Raw genomic sequence first — 13,610 nt, 5'->3', positions numbered from 1 at the left:
CTGTGCACTTGCACCCCGGCCAAAATCGCGCGGACTATACATTTGGCCCCTTGTGATTGCAAAGCCATTCACGGAACACAATGCCGCGCTTGAATTGAAGGACTGAACCGGTGAAAACCAAAGACTATCTTGGCCGTATTGCTACGGCTCTCGAGGCAATTGCCGAGGCGCTGGAAACAACCACCGGTGAAATGGCCACTTTCGAGCTTGGTGCAGCCGACGCCTACCATTGGCAGGGCGAGTCCGAGGCCTTGCTGCCGGTACCAAAGGTCAGTCGCGTGCCGCTCGATATGCTGCGTGGCATCGATCACGTCCGTGATGTTCTTCTTAGGAATACCGAGCAATTTGCCCGTGGCCATGGTGCCAATAACGCCCTGCTCTGGGGCGCCCGCGGCATGGGCAAGAGCTCACTGGTCAAGGCCATTCACGCCGATATCGGCGCGCGGGACGGTTTCGAGCCGTTGGTTCTGATCGAAATCGCACGCGAAGACCTCGATACCCTGCCCCAGCTCATGCGGGCCATTTCGGGCCATCCGGCGCGCTTCATCATCTTCTGCGACGACCTCAGCTTCGATAGCGGCGAGACGAGCTACAAATCGCTCAAGACCATTCTCGACGGCGGCCTCGAAGGGCGTCCGGACAATGTGCTCTTCTATGCCACCTCGAACCGCCGCCACCTTATGCCGCGCGACATGATCGAGAATGAACGCTCCACGGCGATCAATCCGAGCGAAGCTGTGGAAGAAAAAGTGTCGCTATCAGACCGCTTCGGGCTCTGGCTTGGGTTCCACAATTCCGATCAAGACACCTACCTCGCCATGGTTCGCGGCTATGCCGATTATTATGGGCTGGCGCTCGAAGACGAGACGCTGCGCGCTCGCGCCATCGAATGGGCCGCCACCCGTGGCTCCCGATCTGGCCGCGTCGCGATCCAATTGATCCGCAGCTTAGCCGGCGAACAGGGCAAGGTGGTCTAATACCGATTGCAAGTTGGACGAACGAAGAGGGCCGGCGCATTGCACCGGCCCTTTCAATTTCCTTGCGGATCTCAGCTTGCCAGCAGCGGCACTGGATCGACCGGCGTTGCGCCCTTGCGCAGTTCGAAATGCAGCTGGGGCTTCGAAACCGAACCGCTCATGCCGACTGTGCCGATGGCGTCGCCACGATTGACCGCTGCACCCTTGGCAACGTTCATGCCGTTGAGATGCGCATAGGCAGACACGTAGCCATTGGCGTGGCGAATGAGGATCAGGTTGCCATACCCTTCGACGCCGGAGCCGACATAGATGACGGTGCCATTTTCAGCGGCCTTGACCGTCGAGCCTTCGGGCACGTCGATATTTATGCCCGTGCCACGCGAGGCGGCAAAGTCGGTGATGACGCGACCGCTAACCGGCCAGCGGAACTTGTCATTGCCGGAGGCGACAGGCTCGGCAGCGGGGGCCGTTGCGACCTGAGTTGGCGCGGGAGTGGCGACAGGAGCAGCAACCGGCGCCGGAGTTGCCGCAGGGGCGACAGCGACCGGCTGGGGCGTAGCCTGAGGGCGACCCAGAGGCGCAGGAGCGGCGCCGAGGACCGGTGTGGCGCTGGCCAACTGAACCGGCGCCTGCGCTGGTGTCTGCGGCGTACGAACCAGATCCGGGCGACCCGGAATGATCAGCGCCTGCCCGACGACGATCTTGTCGGGCGAGGAGAGGCCGTTCGCCTGCACCAGCGCCTGGGTGGTCACCTCATAGCGGCGGGCGATCGTATAGAGCGACTCGCCACCAGCGATGGTGTGCGTATAGGCGCCGCCCGTTGCCGGCACCGCGGCGGGCGCAGCGCTCGGCACGCTGTTGTTGACAGGCAATGCAGCGTTGGAGCTCGGAAGCGAACCGAGGGCAACGGCAGGTGGCATAGACGGCACGGAGGCCGAAGTCTGCATGGCGGGCATGGCTTGCGGGGTTCCCATGGAAGCGGATGAACTCAGTACAGGAAGATCCTGGGATCGAACCGAGGGCGCACTCGCCCCCATACCAATCGGCGAAACCGCGCCGGCTGGCTGCGTGAAGCCCGGCTGAACGGGCGACGCGGATTGAACGGGAGAGGCGCCCCAGGCAGAACCAATCGGCGCCGGCGGCAGAAACCGCTGCTCGGCGACCTGCACGGTGGCAGGCGCTCCAAGCGAGGCTGGCATGGGCTGGTTCAGCGTGGCAGGTGCGGATGACTGGGCGACTGAGCCGGTCGTCGTAGAATCGCCAAACGCTCGCGATCCAAGACTTGAACAACCGGACAAGCCGACGGCTGCTACTAACAGACCAGCCACGGCGACCGCACCTTTAGGCACCCTGACAGACAGGTTTTTACGCATCGGCTAACTCGTACGCAGGTACTTTACACTGGAATCGAGATTAGGCCGGTAAGGTAAAAGGGGCCTTAAAGCCGATGCGATTTGAGTGAAATCGAACGGGCCATGTTGTCGAATGGGTAAGGTTAAGATTACGCCTCGGGGGACAAGCGCAGATTTGACAGCCGTTCCAGCGCCATCTTTTCGGTTTGCTGCAGCGCGAAAGGGGTCACCGTAATCGTGTTCCTGCGACGCAAAACCTCGAAATCCGCATTTGGATCCAAGGGCATAGGTGTTTCAGGAATGGAGATAAAAAACTCACCTTCCCTGTCGCTGGGATAGTAGCGGAAGGCCGAGCGTGAAAAGCGCTGGTGCGGCACGGCTGTAATTCCAGCGACCTCACCCGGCGGACAAACTGGGAAGTTCACGTTGTAAAAAACGTCATCCTGCCCCCGCGCCGAAAGAATCGCCCGGACGACATCTGTCCCGAAACGAATCGAATTGGACCAATCGACCGTGCGGCTTCTCTCGTAGTCGATCGCTTGACTCATCGCGATTCCGACTGCGCCTTGCAGCGCGCCTTCGCGCGCTCCGGCGGCGGTACCCGAGCAATTGACGATGTCGCCAAGATTCTGCCCGGCATTAACGCCGGAGAGAACGAGGTCGGCCGGCTTGTCGGCCAGCAGATGGGTCATTCCTGCCACGACGCAATCGGCGGGTGACCCGCCGGTCACGCTAAAGCGCCGGGGACCGCGCTGTTCGAGGGATAGTTCGCGGCCCAGCGTGAAGCGGTGCCCTGCCCCGGACTGGTTTCCATCGGGCGCCACGATCCAGACATCGTCCGAAAGCGCGGCGGCGATATCGGCCATGATGGCGATCCCTGGCGCATCCACACCATCGTCATTGGTGATGAGGATGCGCATGGATCACTTACCTCCGATGGAGATGAGGCCGCCCATATAAGGCTGCAAGGCCTCCGGAATCAGCACCGAGCCGTCTTCCTGCTGATAGTTTTCCAGCACCGCGATGAGACAACGGCCAACGGCGGTGCCGGAACCATTGAGCGTGTGCACATAGCGCGGCGCCTGCTTTTCGCCGGAAGGGCGATAGCGCGCTTCCATGCGGCGGGCCTGGAAATCGCCGCAGACGGACACGGACGAAATCTCGCGATAGGTATCCTGCCCCGGCAGCCAGACTTCGAGGTCATAGGTCTTGCGGGCGCCGAACCCGGTATCTCCGGTGCATAGCATCATGACGCGATAGTGGAGGCCGAGGCGCTGCAGCACCGTTTCGGCGCAGGACAGCATGCGCTCGTGCTCGTTGACCGATTCTTCCGGGGTCGTGATCGACACCATTTCGACCTTGTCGAACTGATGCTGGCGCAGCATGCCGCGGGTATCGCGGCCAGCCGAGCCTGCTTCAGAGCGGAAACAGGGCGTCAGCGCCGCGAAACGCAGCGGCAGTTCTTCTTCGGAAAGAATGGAGTCGCGCACCATATTGGTGAGCGGCACTTCCGCCGTCGGGATCAGCGCCAGGCGCGAGTCGCCATGGGGGGTGAAGAACAGGTCTTCCTCGAATTTCGGCAACTGGTTGGTGCCAAACAGCGCTTCGTCGCGCACCAGCAGCGGCGGCTGCACTTCGAGATAGCCGTGCTCGGTCGTATGCACGTCGAGCATGAACTGGCCGAGGGCGCGTTCGAGGCGTGCAATCTGACCCTTCAGCACCACGAAGCGGCTGCCGGAAAGCTTGGCGGCCACTTCGAAGTCCATGTCTTTTTCGGCTACGCCGATTTCGTAGTGCTCTTTGGGCGCAAAGCTGAAGGACGGCTTGGCCGGCCGCTGCCTTGCGGCGATTTCTGCCGTGCCGTTGGCGCCGAAATATTCGACATTGTCGCTTTCGTCGTCACCCAGCGGCACATCGTCGAACATCAGATTGGGAATGACCGACAGCGCGGCGCGCAGTTCGGTTTCAACGGCGCGTTCCTCGGCTTCGCCAGTGGGGATGAAATCCTTGAGGCGCGCGACTTCGGCCATCAGCTCCTGGGCCTTGGCTTCGTCCTTCTGCGCCTTGGCCTGGCCGATCTGCTTGGAAAGCGCGTTGCGCTTTTCCTGCGCTTCATTGAGGCGGACGATGATCTCGCGGCGCCGATCATCGATCGCCAGAAGATCGGAGGAGCGCACGGAAACGTTCTTGCGCCGGGAAACGGCGGCGTCGAAAGCTTCGGCGTTGGCTCTGATCCACTTGATATCGAACATCGGTTCTTACGGGCCCTTGCCCGCCTCTGGTTTGACGCAGGCCCTGGGTCGATGCCCCTGGGCGCGCCTGCCAGCGCCGCGGGGCAGAACTAAGCTGCACCCGCGAGAGAACGCGGAGCAGCTATTCGCTAGATGAACCGGAAAGCTCGGCGTTCTCGGCAGCCAATTTGGCCTCGCGCCGCTTCTGCACCACCCGAACCGACAGGATCGCCAGTTCGTAAAGCGCGTACATCGGCAGGGCAAGCCCGATCTGGGAGATCGGGTCCGGCGGCGTGATCAAGGCGGCAACGATCAGGATGCCGACAACGGCATAGCGACGGCCCTTCTTGAGCATCTCGACATTGACGAGATCGATCTGCGCGAGAAGCGTGAGCACGACCGGCAACTGGAAGCAGATGCCGAACGCCAAAATCAGCGTCATGGCGAAGCCGAGATATTCGGACACGCGCGGCACGAGCTTGATTTCCTCGGTTTCCATGCCCGCAAAGAAATGCAGCGCCATGGGCAGCACGGTGAAATAGACCATCAACGCGCCCAGCACGAAGAACACGGGCGTCGCAATGAGATAGGGGACCAGCGCCTTGCGTTCGTGCTTGTAGAGCCCCGGCGCCATGAAGAGATAAATCTGCGAGGCAAGGAACGGAAAGCCGAGGAAGATGGCGCCGAAAAACGCCAGGTTGAGTTCGGTAAAGAACAGTTCCTGGGGCGCGGTATAGATAAGCTCGATCGTGTGCGTGGGATCGCTGGCGTAAACGCCGCGATATGGCCCGAGGAGAATATCGAAAATATTCTTGGAGACGAGGAAACACCCGACCATCAGAACGACGATGGCAATGGCGCAATTTATGAGGCGCTTGCGCAGCTCGATAAGGTGTTCGAGAAGCGGCGCTTCGCTGCCAGCGAGTTCGTCTTCGACCTCGGGCTTGTTCTTGTCTTCCAGTTGCGGCTGCTTTGCGTCGGCCATCGTTATTTCGTTTCTGCCGAGTCAGTCGGCTTCTTGCGAGGCGCACGCGGTTTCTTGACGGGAGCGACCGGCTCGGCAACCACCTCCGCGACAGCGGCCTTGGTTCGCGGCTTCCGCACGGGCTTTGCGGGCGCAACGACTTCCGTCGTGGCCACTACCTTGGGGGCAGCAGGCTTCTTGGTCGCAGCAGTCTTGGCCGAAGCAGCTTTGGTCGCGGGTGCTGTCTTTTTCGCAGTCGAAGGCTTGGCTTTCGCCGGCTCGATCGGGGCAAGATCGCTCGTCGTGACGGGTGAAGTCGGCGCCGCCGCAACGGATTTCGCACGCACAACCTTAGCGGCTTTCACCGGCTCGCTGGCCTTGAAGCCATAGTCGGCTGCCAATTCGTCGCTCGACTTCTTTTCCGCCGGAGGCATTCCCGCGGCGCTGCGAAGCTCGTCGACGACGCTTTCCACCTTGGGATCTGCCGGCTTGATGGCACCGCTCGGCTGGGGGCCGCTCGGGGTCATCGTGTTGAATTCCTTGCGGATCTCTTCGGCGGTTTTCTTGAGCGGCGAGGTGATGGAATTGCGCAGATTGCGCACCTCATCAAGTCCGGTCGTCCGATTGATTTCCCGCTGGAACTCATTGCCCATACGGCGGATTTGACCCACGAACTTGCCGATGCGTCCCATGACGACGGGCATGTCCTTGGGGCCAATGACGATCAGCGCAACGACGCCGATCACCAGCATCTCTGTCCAGCCTAGACCGAGCATAAAGATAGTCTCCGAGCGCGGCCCATGGCCGCTAAGTCAGGCCGAGAAGGATCAGACGTCCTTGCGCTCGGTCTCGCGTGCATCGACTTCAGCAGTCGTGGTGACACGTTCGGCCGGCTTGTCGTCGTCCTTCATGCCCTTCTGGAAGGCTTTGATGCCCGAGGCAACTTCACCCATCATGCCGGAAATCTTCCCGCGGCCGAAAAGTAGAATAACGACGACGGCAACAACGAGAATGCCCCAAATGGAAGGCGCGTGCATGGTGATCTCCCTAGACTTTCAGAACGCGTTACACGCGATAGATGTGCGAGAAATAGGTTCAATCGCGGGCAAACACAAGAACGTGTTGATTTTGCGCACTCACGAAAGCGGCAACCTCGCGTCCTGACTACTCCTCGTCGGCAACCGCATCGCCCTGATCGTCGGGTTCAAGCGGGTCTTCGTCCTCCCGCAGGGCACCATCGAACGGCAGCGGAATTTGCTGCGATGGCGGGAGCCTGGAGGACAGGAGCCCTGCCCCCTTGAGTTCATCGAGCCCCGGCAGATCGGACAGGTGCTCGAGGCCAAAATGGTCGAGAAAGGCATCCGTCGTGCCATAGGTAACGGGCCTGCCCGGCGTGCGCCGCCTGCCCCGCATGCGCACCCAGCCGGCTTCCATCAGGATATCCATCGTGCCCTTGCCGACCGTGACACCGCGCACTTCCTCGATTTCGGCCCGCGTGCTTGGCTGATGATAGGCAATTATGGCGAGGGTTTCGAGCGCGGCACGGGAAAGCGGCCGCGTTTCCTCTTCCTCGCGGCGCAGCAGGAAACCGAGGTCTTCGGCCGTGCGAAATGCCCAGCGCTCGCCGCGGCGCACCAGATTGACGCCGCGATTGGCATAGAGCACGCGCAGCTCTTCGATCAGCGCCGGCAGGTTCGCGCCGTCACCTACATAGGGCGACATTTCGGCCAGCGATAGCGGCTCGGCCGAGGCGAACAGCAATGCTTCGAGAATGCGCAGCTGCCGCTGCCGCACGTCTGCGTATCCGTCCTCTTCGCTCATAACTGTTCACGCTTCCGGCGCCGTAACAGGATCGGGCCAAATGTCTCGCTCTGCCGCACCTCGATTTCGCCCTGGCGAACCAGTTCCAGGCTCGAGGCAAAGGTCGAGGCCCGGACGGTCGTTCGCTCATCGGATCGGGCGAGATATTGTTCGAGATAGGTATCCATTGCCACCCACTCAGCGCTTTCCCCGATCAGCCGCTGCAAAATGTCTCGCGCCTCCTGTAGCGACCAAACGGTGCGCGTAAGCGGGCGATATTCGGTAACTGCACCACGCTCGCGCTGGGCGGAATAGACCTTGAGCAGTTCGTAATAGCTCGCCTCCCAGATGGATTTTCGCGCGATTTCCAGCGGTTCGGGAGCGCCGCGCGAATAGATCTGCAGCCCAAGCCTCGGGCGGCCCAACAGGCGGCTCGCAGCAAGGCGCATGGCCTCCAGCCGCTTGAGACGGAACTGCAACATGGCGGCCAGCATTTCGCCGGACGGTTCATCGTCATCCGGCGCCTGCGGCACCATGAGGCGGCTCTTGAGATAGGCCAGCCACGCGGCCATCACCAGATAGTCCGCCGCCACTTCGATGCGCCGCTCGCGCACCCGATCGATAAAGGCGAGATATTGCTCGGCCAGCGCGAGGATGGAAATCGCCGCCAGATCGACCTTCTGCCGCCGCGCCAGGTCCAGCAGCAGGTCAAGCGGCCCTTCATAGCCGTCCACATCGACATGCAGGACCTCACCCGCCGGCGGCGCGTCAGTGTCGAGCCAATCGGTCGGCGAACCATTCATGAGGAAAACCGCAGCGCAGAAATCATGCCGCATCCTTGGCGGCGCGAAGCCGCAGCGTCAAGCGAGCCGGTTGCGGCGCTAGAAGCTGAACACACCTTCGACCGGAACGTGGTCACTCGGCTTGTCCCAGCCGCGAACATCCTTATGCACCGTGACATCGTCAAGCCGGTCCGCCGCCTGCGGCGAAAGCATCAGGTGGTCGATGCGTATCCCGGCATTCCGGCGCCATGCACCGGCCTGGAAATCCCAGAAGGTGAACACCTGCTCGGCGGTGATGGAACGCAGGGCATCGGTCATGCCGAGGTTACGCAAGATGCGGAACTTTTCGAGGCTTTCCGGACGATAGAGCGCGTCGCCCCACCATGCGTCGGGGTCATGCGCATCGATCGGCGCGGGAATGAGATTGAAGTCCCCCATCAGGACGAATGGCTCTTCGAGCGCCAGCCGGCCGGCGACGAAGGTGTTGAGCCGATCCATCCAGCGCAGTTTGTAAGGAAACTTCTCCGTATCGACCGGATTGCCGTTCGGCAGATAGATATTGCAGATGCGGACCACGCCGCCTTCGACCGAAAAAACACCCTCGATCAACCGCGATTGTTCATCGGCATCGTCGCCCGGCAGGCCACGATGCACCTCGTCAAACGGCAGCTTGGACAGGAGCGCAACGCCGTTCCAACTCTTCTGGCCGTGCGTCACCACATTGTAGCCAAGCGCCTCGATCTCGGCGACCGGAAAGCCCTCGTCGACCGTCTTGATCTCCTGAAGGCCCACGACGTCGGGCTTTTCCTCTTCGAGCCAGCGAACCAGCAGCTCAAGCCGGGCCTTGATGCCGTTGATGTTCCAGGTGGCGATACGCAAGGCCATGGCTCTCTCCGGCTCTAGTTGAGGTCAGCATAAACGGCGCGAATGAGGTCCTTCGGGTAGCGTCCCGTGCACCCTTCGAGCGCCGTATTGCTCATCGACACTATCGTAATACCGTTGGCAGGATCGACAAGCCAGGAATGACCATAAACCCCGCCCCAATTGACGGTGCCCTTGGCAGAGGCCGAATTGGCCGCAACAGGATCGTCGATGACAGCGCCAAAATAGCCAAAACGCTGGCCCTGATCGTCACGGGGAAGGCTGCCGATCCGGTTGGAAAAGGCCACTGCAACAGTCTCAGGTTTCAGAATTGCTCCGCCGCCCTGCCGCAGGGTTTCCAAGAACGTCGCAATGTCTTCCGGCGTGCCAGCCATGCCGGCGCCCCCGGATTGGAAGGCCTTGTCGCTAAAGATGCGAGAGGGAGAAAAGGTCGTCGGCCCGCCATTTTCGTTCGAAATAGTCTGCGGGTCAGTCATAGGCGTGGGTATGGGATTTCCGTCGGCGTAAGGCGGAGCCAGGCGGGACGCTTGTGCGACAAAGAAACCGGTCTCGTTCATACCGAGCGGGCCTGTCACGTGGGTTCGGACAGCATCTTCGAGTGTGCCCCCGTGAACCTGCGCCAGAACTGCTCCCAACACATCGATCGCGACCGAATAGTTCCATCCCTGCCCCGGCGCGAAAAGCAGCGGCTGGGCGGCGACGCGGGAGAAATTCTCCCTGAAATTCTTGTCGGTCGGCCCAAGCCCCGTCGAAATACCTGCGTCCGCATAGCCATAGGCGAGGCCCGCCGTGTGGGTCAGCAGGTGGTGAATGGTGATCGGGGCCTGTGAGCCGTCATCGAGCTTGGGCGCAAAATAGTCGAGGCGTTCGGACACGAGGTCGTCGAGCGCAAGCAGACCCTTGTCGATCATCGCAAGCGCGGTTGCGGCAACGATCGGCTTGGTGACGGAGGCTAACCGGTAGATGGCATTCTCGATCATCGGCACGCCTGCCTCGCGATCAAAGTGGCCGGCAGTTCGCCGCAGGGCAATTTTGCCGTGGCGATAAACGACGAGTTCGGCCCCGACAATCTTGTTGCCAGAGACAGCATTATCCATGACCGCGTTGACGCTCGCGCCCATATTCCCCTCCCAGAGATCTACTAGATTGTGTAATTAGACCGCGAAACTCGTTCCGCAGCCGCAGGATGCAACCGCGTTCGGGTTCTTGATCTGAAAGGCCTGGCCGATCAGGTCGTCCACATAGTCGATTTCCGCGCCGCCCATGAATTCGAGGCTCAGCGAATCGATCAGCACTGTGGCATCACCCTTTTGAAGCACGAGGTCATCCTCGTTCGCAGTCTCCTGCACGAGATTGTATTCGTACTGAAAACCGGAACAACCGCCACCGGCGACCGAAATTCGCAGCACGGTTCCCGTCTGCTCTTTCGATAGGATGCGAGACACGCGCTTTGCAGCGCGATCCGACAATGTCACGGCAGGGGTTTCGGCGAGGGCGGCAGCGGTCATTTGAAGTGTCCGTACGGTCGTAATGTCATAACACTGACCCTAAGATAGGCGCATGACGCGCCATTGCAAAGGCCTGGAACGATAAGATGAGCGAAACAGCGCCCTATGCGAGCAAGCCCGAAGATTCCCTGGGGCGTCTCTACGGCACCGGGCCCAGCCCAACGCGGTCGGAATTTCAACGCGACCGCGACCGGATCATCCATTCGACCGCCTTCCGCCGGCTCCAGCACAAGACGCAGGTTTTTCTGCATCACGAAGGCCGGCATTTTCGCAATCGCCTGACGCACACGCTCGAAGTCAGCCAAATCGCGCGCTCGGTCGCACGAGCCATCAGGCTCAACGAGGATCTGGCGGAGGCCGTGGCACTGAGCCACGATCTCGGCCACACCCCATTTGGCCACGCGGGCGAACGCGCCTTGCATCGAGCGATGGCGCCCTATGGCGGGTTCGATCACAACGTTCAGGCGCTGCGCGTCGTTACCCAGCTTGAAAATCGCTATGCCGAGCATGACGGGCTTAACCTAACCTGGGAAACGCTCGAAGGCATTTTGAAGCACAATGGCCCATTGATTCACACCGATGGCCGCCCTTACGGCCGTTATGCCGAGGAAGGCCTGCCGTCGGGTGTCGCCGATATTCCAGCGGTCGCCGACCTTCGGCTTGCAAGCCATGCCAGCCTTGAAGCCCAGGTGGCCGCCATTGCCGACGACATCGCCTACAATGCGCACGACATCGATGACGCGCTCCGCGCCGGTCTCGTTCAACTCGCCGATTTCGAGAATGCCCCTATGGCTGGCCCGATCGTGCGGGAAGTCGAGGGCCTCTATCCCGATGTCGCGGCAAAACGGCAGACGCACGAAGTTCAGCGGCGCATGATTACGCGCGCCATTGAAGATGTCATCGCTCAGAGCGCTGCCAACATAATCGAGTTGGGCGCCGCCAGCGCCGAAGATGTCCGGACCGCGGGCAAAACCCTGATCGCCTTCTCCCCGGCCATGGCAGAGGCGGAGAAGGGTTTGAAAGAGGTGCTCTACGAGCGCGTCTATCGCAACGAGACTGTCATGCGGCCAGTCCGCGAAAGCGAAACCGTCGTCGAGCGGCTGTTTGCCGCCTATATGGAGAGCGCGGACATGCCCGGGCGCTGGGGCGATGCCGCGCGCGCCGCTGACGACAGTAACGCCCGCGCGCGCATCATTGCGGACTTCATCGCGGGCATGACCGACCCATATGCGCTTGACGAACATCAGCGCTTGTTTGACGCTCGCCCGGAATTCCGCTAACCGCCTCACAGCATTTCCAGCGGGTTTGTCATGGATATCTTCGCACTTTTCACCACTCGGGTTACCGAGGCTCTGCTTGCCGATCACCCCGAACTGGGCGCCGATCTGCTGTCGCGCGTTGTGGTGGAACCCCCGCGAGACCCCGCCCATGGTGATCTTTCGACCAATGCCGCCATGGTCGTCGCCAAGCCGCTCGGCAAAAATCCACGCGAAGTCGCTGCGGCTTTGGTCGAACGCTTCAAGGCTGATACCGACGTAACCTCCATCGAGATCGCAGGTCCGGGCTTCATCAATTTCCGCCTTGCCGCGCCCATTCTGCACAAAGTGCTGAAGGCAATCGGCGAGCAGAAAGACGCCTATGGCAAGTCGAACCTCGGCAAGGGCGAGCGGGTCAATGTCGAGTATGTCTCGGCCAATCCGACTGGCCCAATGCATGTCGGCCACACGCGCGGCGCCGTTTTCGGCGACGCCCTCGCTTTGCTCATGGCCTATTCCGGCTATGACGTGACGCGTGAATTTTACATCAACGACACTGGCGGCCAGACCATCATTCTCGGCCAGTCCACGCTGCTCCGTTACCGCGAAGCGCTCGGCGAAACCATCGAGATTCCCTCGGGCTTCTATCCGGGCGACTACCTCATTCCCGTCGGCAAGGCACTTGCCACGAAGTATGGCGCCTCGCTCCTCGACAAGCCCGAGCAGGAAGCCGTCCTCATTGCCCGCGAGGCCGCGCTGGCCGAGATGATGGAACTGATCAAGGCCGACCTGGCCCAACTCAATATCCACCACGACGTATTCTTTTCCGAGCGCACCCTGCACGGTCAGGGCGGCGACATCCAGACGACCCTCGATTGGCTGCGCGAAGAAGGCATGGTCTATCAGGGCCGCCTCGAAGCCCCCAAGGGCAAGGCCCCTGAAGAATGGGAAGAGCGCGAGCAGACCCTGTTCCGCGCCAAGGATTTTGGGGACGATACCGACCGCGCACTGGTCAAGTCCGACGGCTCATATACCTATTTTGCCGCCGATATCGCCTATCATCGCAACAAATATCTCCGCGGCTTCAAGCACATGGTCAATGTGCTCGGCGCCGATCACTCGGGCTATGTAAAGCGCTTGCAGGCCGCGGTGAAAGCCGTGTCGCATGGCGAAGCCGACATCGACGTCCGCATCTGTCAGCTGGTGCGGCTGCTGAAGAACGGCGAACCGTTCAAGATGTCGAAGCGCTCCGGCGATCTCGTTCTGCTCTCCGATGTCGTCGAAGAAGTGGGCGTGGACGCCACACGTTTCATGCTGCTCTTCCGGCGCAATGACGCCTCGATGGACTTTGATTTCGCCGTCGTCAAAGAGCAGACGCGGGACAATCCGGTCTTTTATGTGCAGTATGCCCACGCGCGCGCTTGTTCCATCTTCCGCACGGCCGAACGCGATGTGCCGGGGCTCGATTTCAGCGCATCCGCCTTGGCGAATGCTGAGATCGAGCTGCTGACCTCGCCTGCCGATCTCGAGCTAATCCGGCTGCTTGCCGCATGGCCGCGGACGGTGTCGGCGGCGGCCATTGCGCACGAGCCTCATCGTATAGCATTCTATGTTCACGACTTGGCGGCCGCCTTCCACGGCTTCTGGGCGAAGGGCAAGGATGATCATTCGTTACGATTTGTTAACGCTGCCGATCCAAAGCTCACTTTGGCGCGACTCGCACTTGTGGATGCCGTACGGCAAGTCATCCGCAATGGCCTTGGAATTCTGGGTGTTTCGGCTCCCGAAGAGCTTTCATAATTCGGGCGCATTAGTGTGAAAACTCGCGGCAAACTCCCTAAGGGAGCGCTTGCAGCAA

The 13,610-nt window shown here is 61.1% G+C and carries 14 protein-coding genes; 3 read left to right on the top strand and 11 right to left on the bottom strand.

Annotated elements, in window-relative coordinates; translation table 11 throughout:
* The first annotated feature begins 110 nt into the window (after nt 1–110).
* Entirely contained in the window at nt 111–977 is an 867-nt protein-coding gene (locus tag ASD83_RS02345; protein WP_056307575.1) for an ATP-binding protein, read from the top strand.
* Between the two features lie 71 nt (nt 978–1,048).
* On the opposite strand, the gene ASD83_RS02340 is transcribed toward ASD83_RS02345, so the two are convergent.
* From ASD83_RS02340 to erpA, 11 genes are all read right to left on the bottom strand, one after another.
* Complete coding sequence (locus ASD83_RS02340; protein WP_162249113.1) at nt 1,049–2,176, bottom strand: peptidoglycan DD-metalloendopeptidase family protein; 1,128 nt, start codon at nt 2,174–2,176, stop codon at nt 1,049–1,051.
* Nucleotides 2,177–2,478: 302 nt separating this feature from the next.
* On the bottom strand, nt 2,479–3,249 hold the full coding sequence (gene surE, locus ASD83_RS02335) for a 5'/3'-nucleotidase SurE (protein WP_056307571.1): 771 nt from the start codon (nt 3,247–3,249) through the stop codon (nt 2,479–2,481).
* A 3-nt stretch (nt 3,250–3,252) separates the two neighbouring features.
* Nucleotides 3,253–4,581, bottom strand: coding sequence for a serine--tRNA ligase (serS, locus tag ASD83_RS02330; protein ID WP_056307569.1), 1,329 nt, complete (start codon nt 4,579–4,581; stop codon nt 3,253–3,255).
* A gap of 121 nt (nt 4,582–4,702) precedes the next feature.
* A complete protein-coding gene (gene tatC / locus ASD83_RS02325; RefSeq protein ID WP_056307567.1) occupies nt 4,703–5,545 on the bottom strand; it encodes a twin-arginine translocase subunit TatC in 843 nt (280 codons plus the stop codon).
* 2 nt (nt 5,546–5,547) lie between these two features.
* Nucleotides 5,548–6,300 carry a Sec-independent protein translocase protein TatB gene (gene tatB / locus ASD83_RS02320; RefSeq protein ID WP_082560909.1) on the bottom strand — a complete coding sequence of 251 codons (753 nt, stop codon included), beginning with the start codon at nt 6,298–6,300 and terminating at the stop codon, nt 5,548–5,550.
* 51 nt (nt 6,301–6,351) lie between these two features.
* Complete coding sequence (locus ASD83_RS02315; protein WP_056307563.1) at nt 6,352–6,561, bottom strand: twin-arginine translocase TatA/TatE family subunit; 210 nt, start codon at nt 6,559–6,561, stop codon at nt 6,352–6,354.
* 127 nt (nt 6,562–6,688) lie between these two features.
* On the bottom strand, nt 6,689–7,345 hold the full coding sequence (gene scpB, locus ASD83_RS02310; RefSeq protein WP_056307561.1) for an SMC-Scp complex subunit ScpB: 657 nt from the start codon (nt 7,343–7,345) through the stop codon (nt 6,689–6,691).
* Nucleotides 7,342–8,127, bottom strand: a complete 786-nt coding sequence (locus ASD83_RS02305; protein ID WP_056309797.1) for a segregation and condensation protein A — start codon at nt 8,125–8,127, stop codon at nt 7,342–7,344. Before ASD83_RS02305 ends, scpB begins: the two co-directional genes overlap by 4 nt.
* Nucleotides 8,128–8,205: 78 nt before the next feature.
* On the bottom strand, nt 8,206–8,985 hold the full coding sequence (gene xth / locus ASD83_RS02300; protein ID WP_056309796.1) for an exodeoxyribonuclease III: 780 nt from the start codon (nt 8,983–8,985) through the stop codon (nt 8,206–8,208).
* 20 nt (nt 8,986–9,005) lie between these two features.
* Entirely contained in the window at nt 9,006–10,109 is a 1,104-nt protein-coding gene (locus ASD83_RS02295; protein WP_056307559.1) for a serine hydrolase domain-containing protein, read from the bottom strand.
* Between the two features lie 33 nt (nt 10,110–10,142).
* Complete coding sequence (erpA, locus tag ASD83_RS02290) at nt 10,143–10,496, bottom strand: iron-sulfur cluster insertion protein ErpA (protein WP_056307557.1); 354 nt, start codon at nt 10,494–10,496, stop codon at nt 10,143–10,145.
* A gap of 86 nt (nt 10,497–10,582) precedes the next feature.
* Here erpA and ASD83_RS02285 point away from each other — a divergent pair, with 86 nt between their 5' ends.
* Both ASD83_RS02285 and argS read left to right on the top strand, forming a co-directional pair.
* Nucleotides 10,583–11,776: a deoxyguanosinetriphosphate triphosphohydrolase gene (locus ASD83_RS02285; RefSeq protein WP_056307555.1), complete on the top strand. Its 1,194-nt coding sequence runs from the start codon at nt 10,583–10,585 to the stop codon at nt 11,774–11,776.
* Nucleotides 11,777–11,806: 30 nt separating this feature from the next.
* Nucleotides 11,807–13,552: an arginine--tRNA ligase gene (argS, locus tag ASD83_RS02280; RefSeq protein WP_056307554.1), complete on the top strand. Its 1,746-nt coding sequence runs from the start codon at nt 11,807–11,809 to the stop codon at nt 13,550–13,552.
* Nucleotides 13,553–13,610: the final 58 nt, after the last annotated feature.

This window comes from Devosia sp. Root685 (genome assembly GCF_001427875.1).
GTDB lineage: Bacteria > Pseudomonadota > Alphaproteobacteria > Rhizobiales > Devosiaceae > Devosia.
Note: the sequence above shows the minus strand (reverse complement) of the source record. Positions and strands in the feature narration are given on the sequence as shown.

What these genes read in the sequence shown, in the direction of transcription:
- ASD83_RS02340 (WP_162249113.1), bottom strand. Translation starts at nt 2,176, where the DNA reads ATGCCAGCCTCGCTTGGAGCGCCTGCCACCGTGCAGGTCGCCGAGCAG.
- surE (WP_056307571.1), bottom strand. Translation starts at nt 3,249, where the DNA reads ATGCGCATCCTCATCACCAATGACGATGGTGTGGATGCGCCAGGGATC.
- serS (WP_056307569.1), bottom strand. Translation starts at nt 4,581, where the DNA reads ATGTTCGATATCAAGTGGATCAGAGCCAACGCCGAAGCTTTCGACGCC.
- tatC (WP_056307567.1), bottom strand. Translation starts at nt 5,545, where the DNA reads ATGGCCGACGCAAAGCAGCCGCAACTGGAAGACAAGAACAAGCCCGAG.
- tatB (WP_082560909.1), bottom strand. Translation starts at nt 6,300, where the DNA reads ATGCTCGGTCTAGGCTGGACAGAGATGCTGGTGATCGGCGTCGTTGCG.
- ASD83_RS02315 (WP_056307563.1), bottom strand. Translation starts at nt 6,561, where the DNA reads ATGCACGCGCCTTCCATTTGGGGCATTCTCGTTGTTGCCGTCGTCGTT.
- scpB (WP_056307561.1), bottom strand. Translation starts at nt 7,345, where the DNA reads ATGAGCGAAGAGGACGGATACGCAGACGTGCGGCAGCGGCAGCTGCGC.
- ASD83_RS02305 (WP_056309797.1), bottom strand. Translation starts at nt 8,127, where the DNA reads ATGAATGGTTCGCCGACCGATTGGCTCGACACTGACGCGCCGCCGGCG.
- ASD83_RS02295 (WP_056307559.1), bottom strand. Translation starts at nt 10,109, where the DNA reads ATGGGCGCGAGCGTCAACGCGGTCATGGATAATGCTGTCTCTGGCAAC.
- erpA (WP_056307557.1), bottom strand. Translation starts at nt 10,496, where the DNA reads ATGACCGCTGCCGCCCTCGCCGAAACCCCTGCCGTGACATTGTCGGAT.
- ASD83_RS02285 (WP_056307555.1), top strand. Translation starts at nt 10,583, where the DNA reads ATGAGCGAAACAGCGCCCTATGCGAGCAAGCCCGAAGATTCCCTGGGG.
- argS (WP_056307554.1), top strand. Translation starts at nt 11,807, where the DNA reads ATGGATATCTTCGCACTTTTCACCACTCGGGTTACCGAGGCTCTGCTT.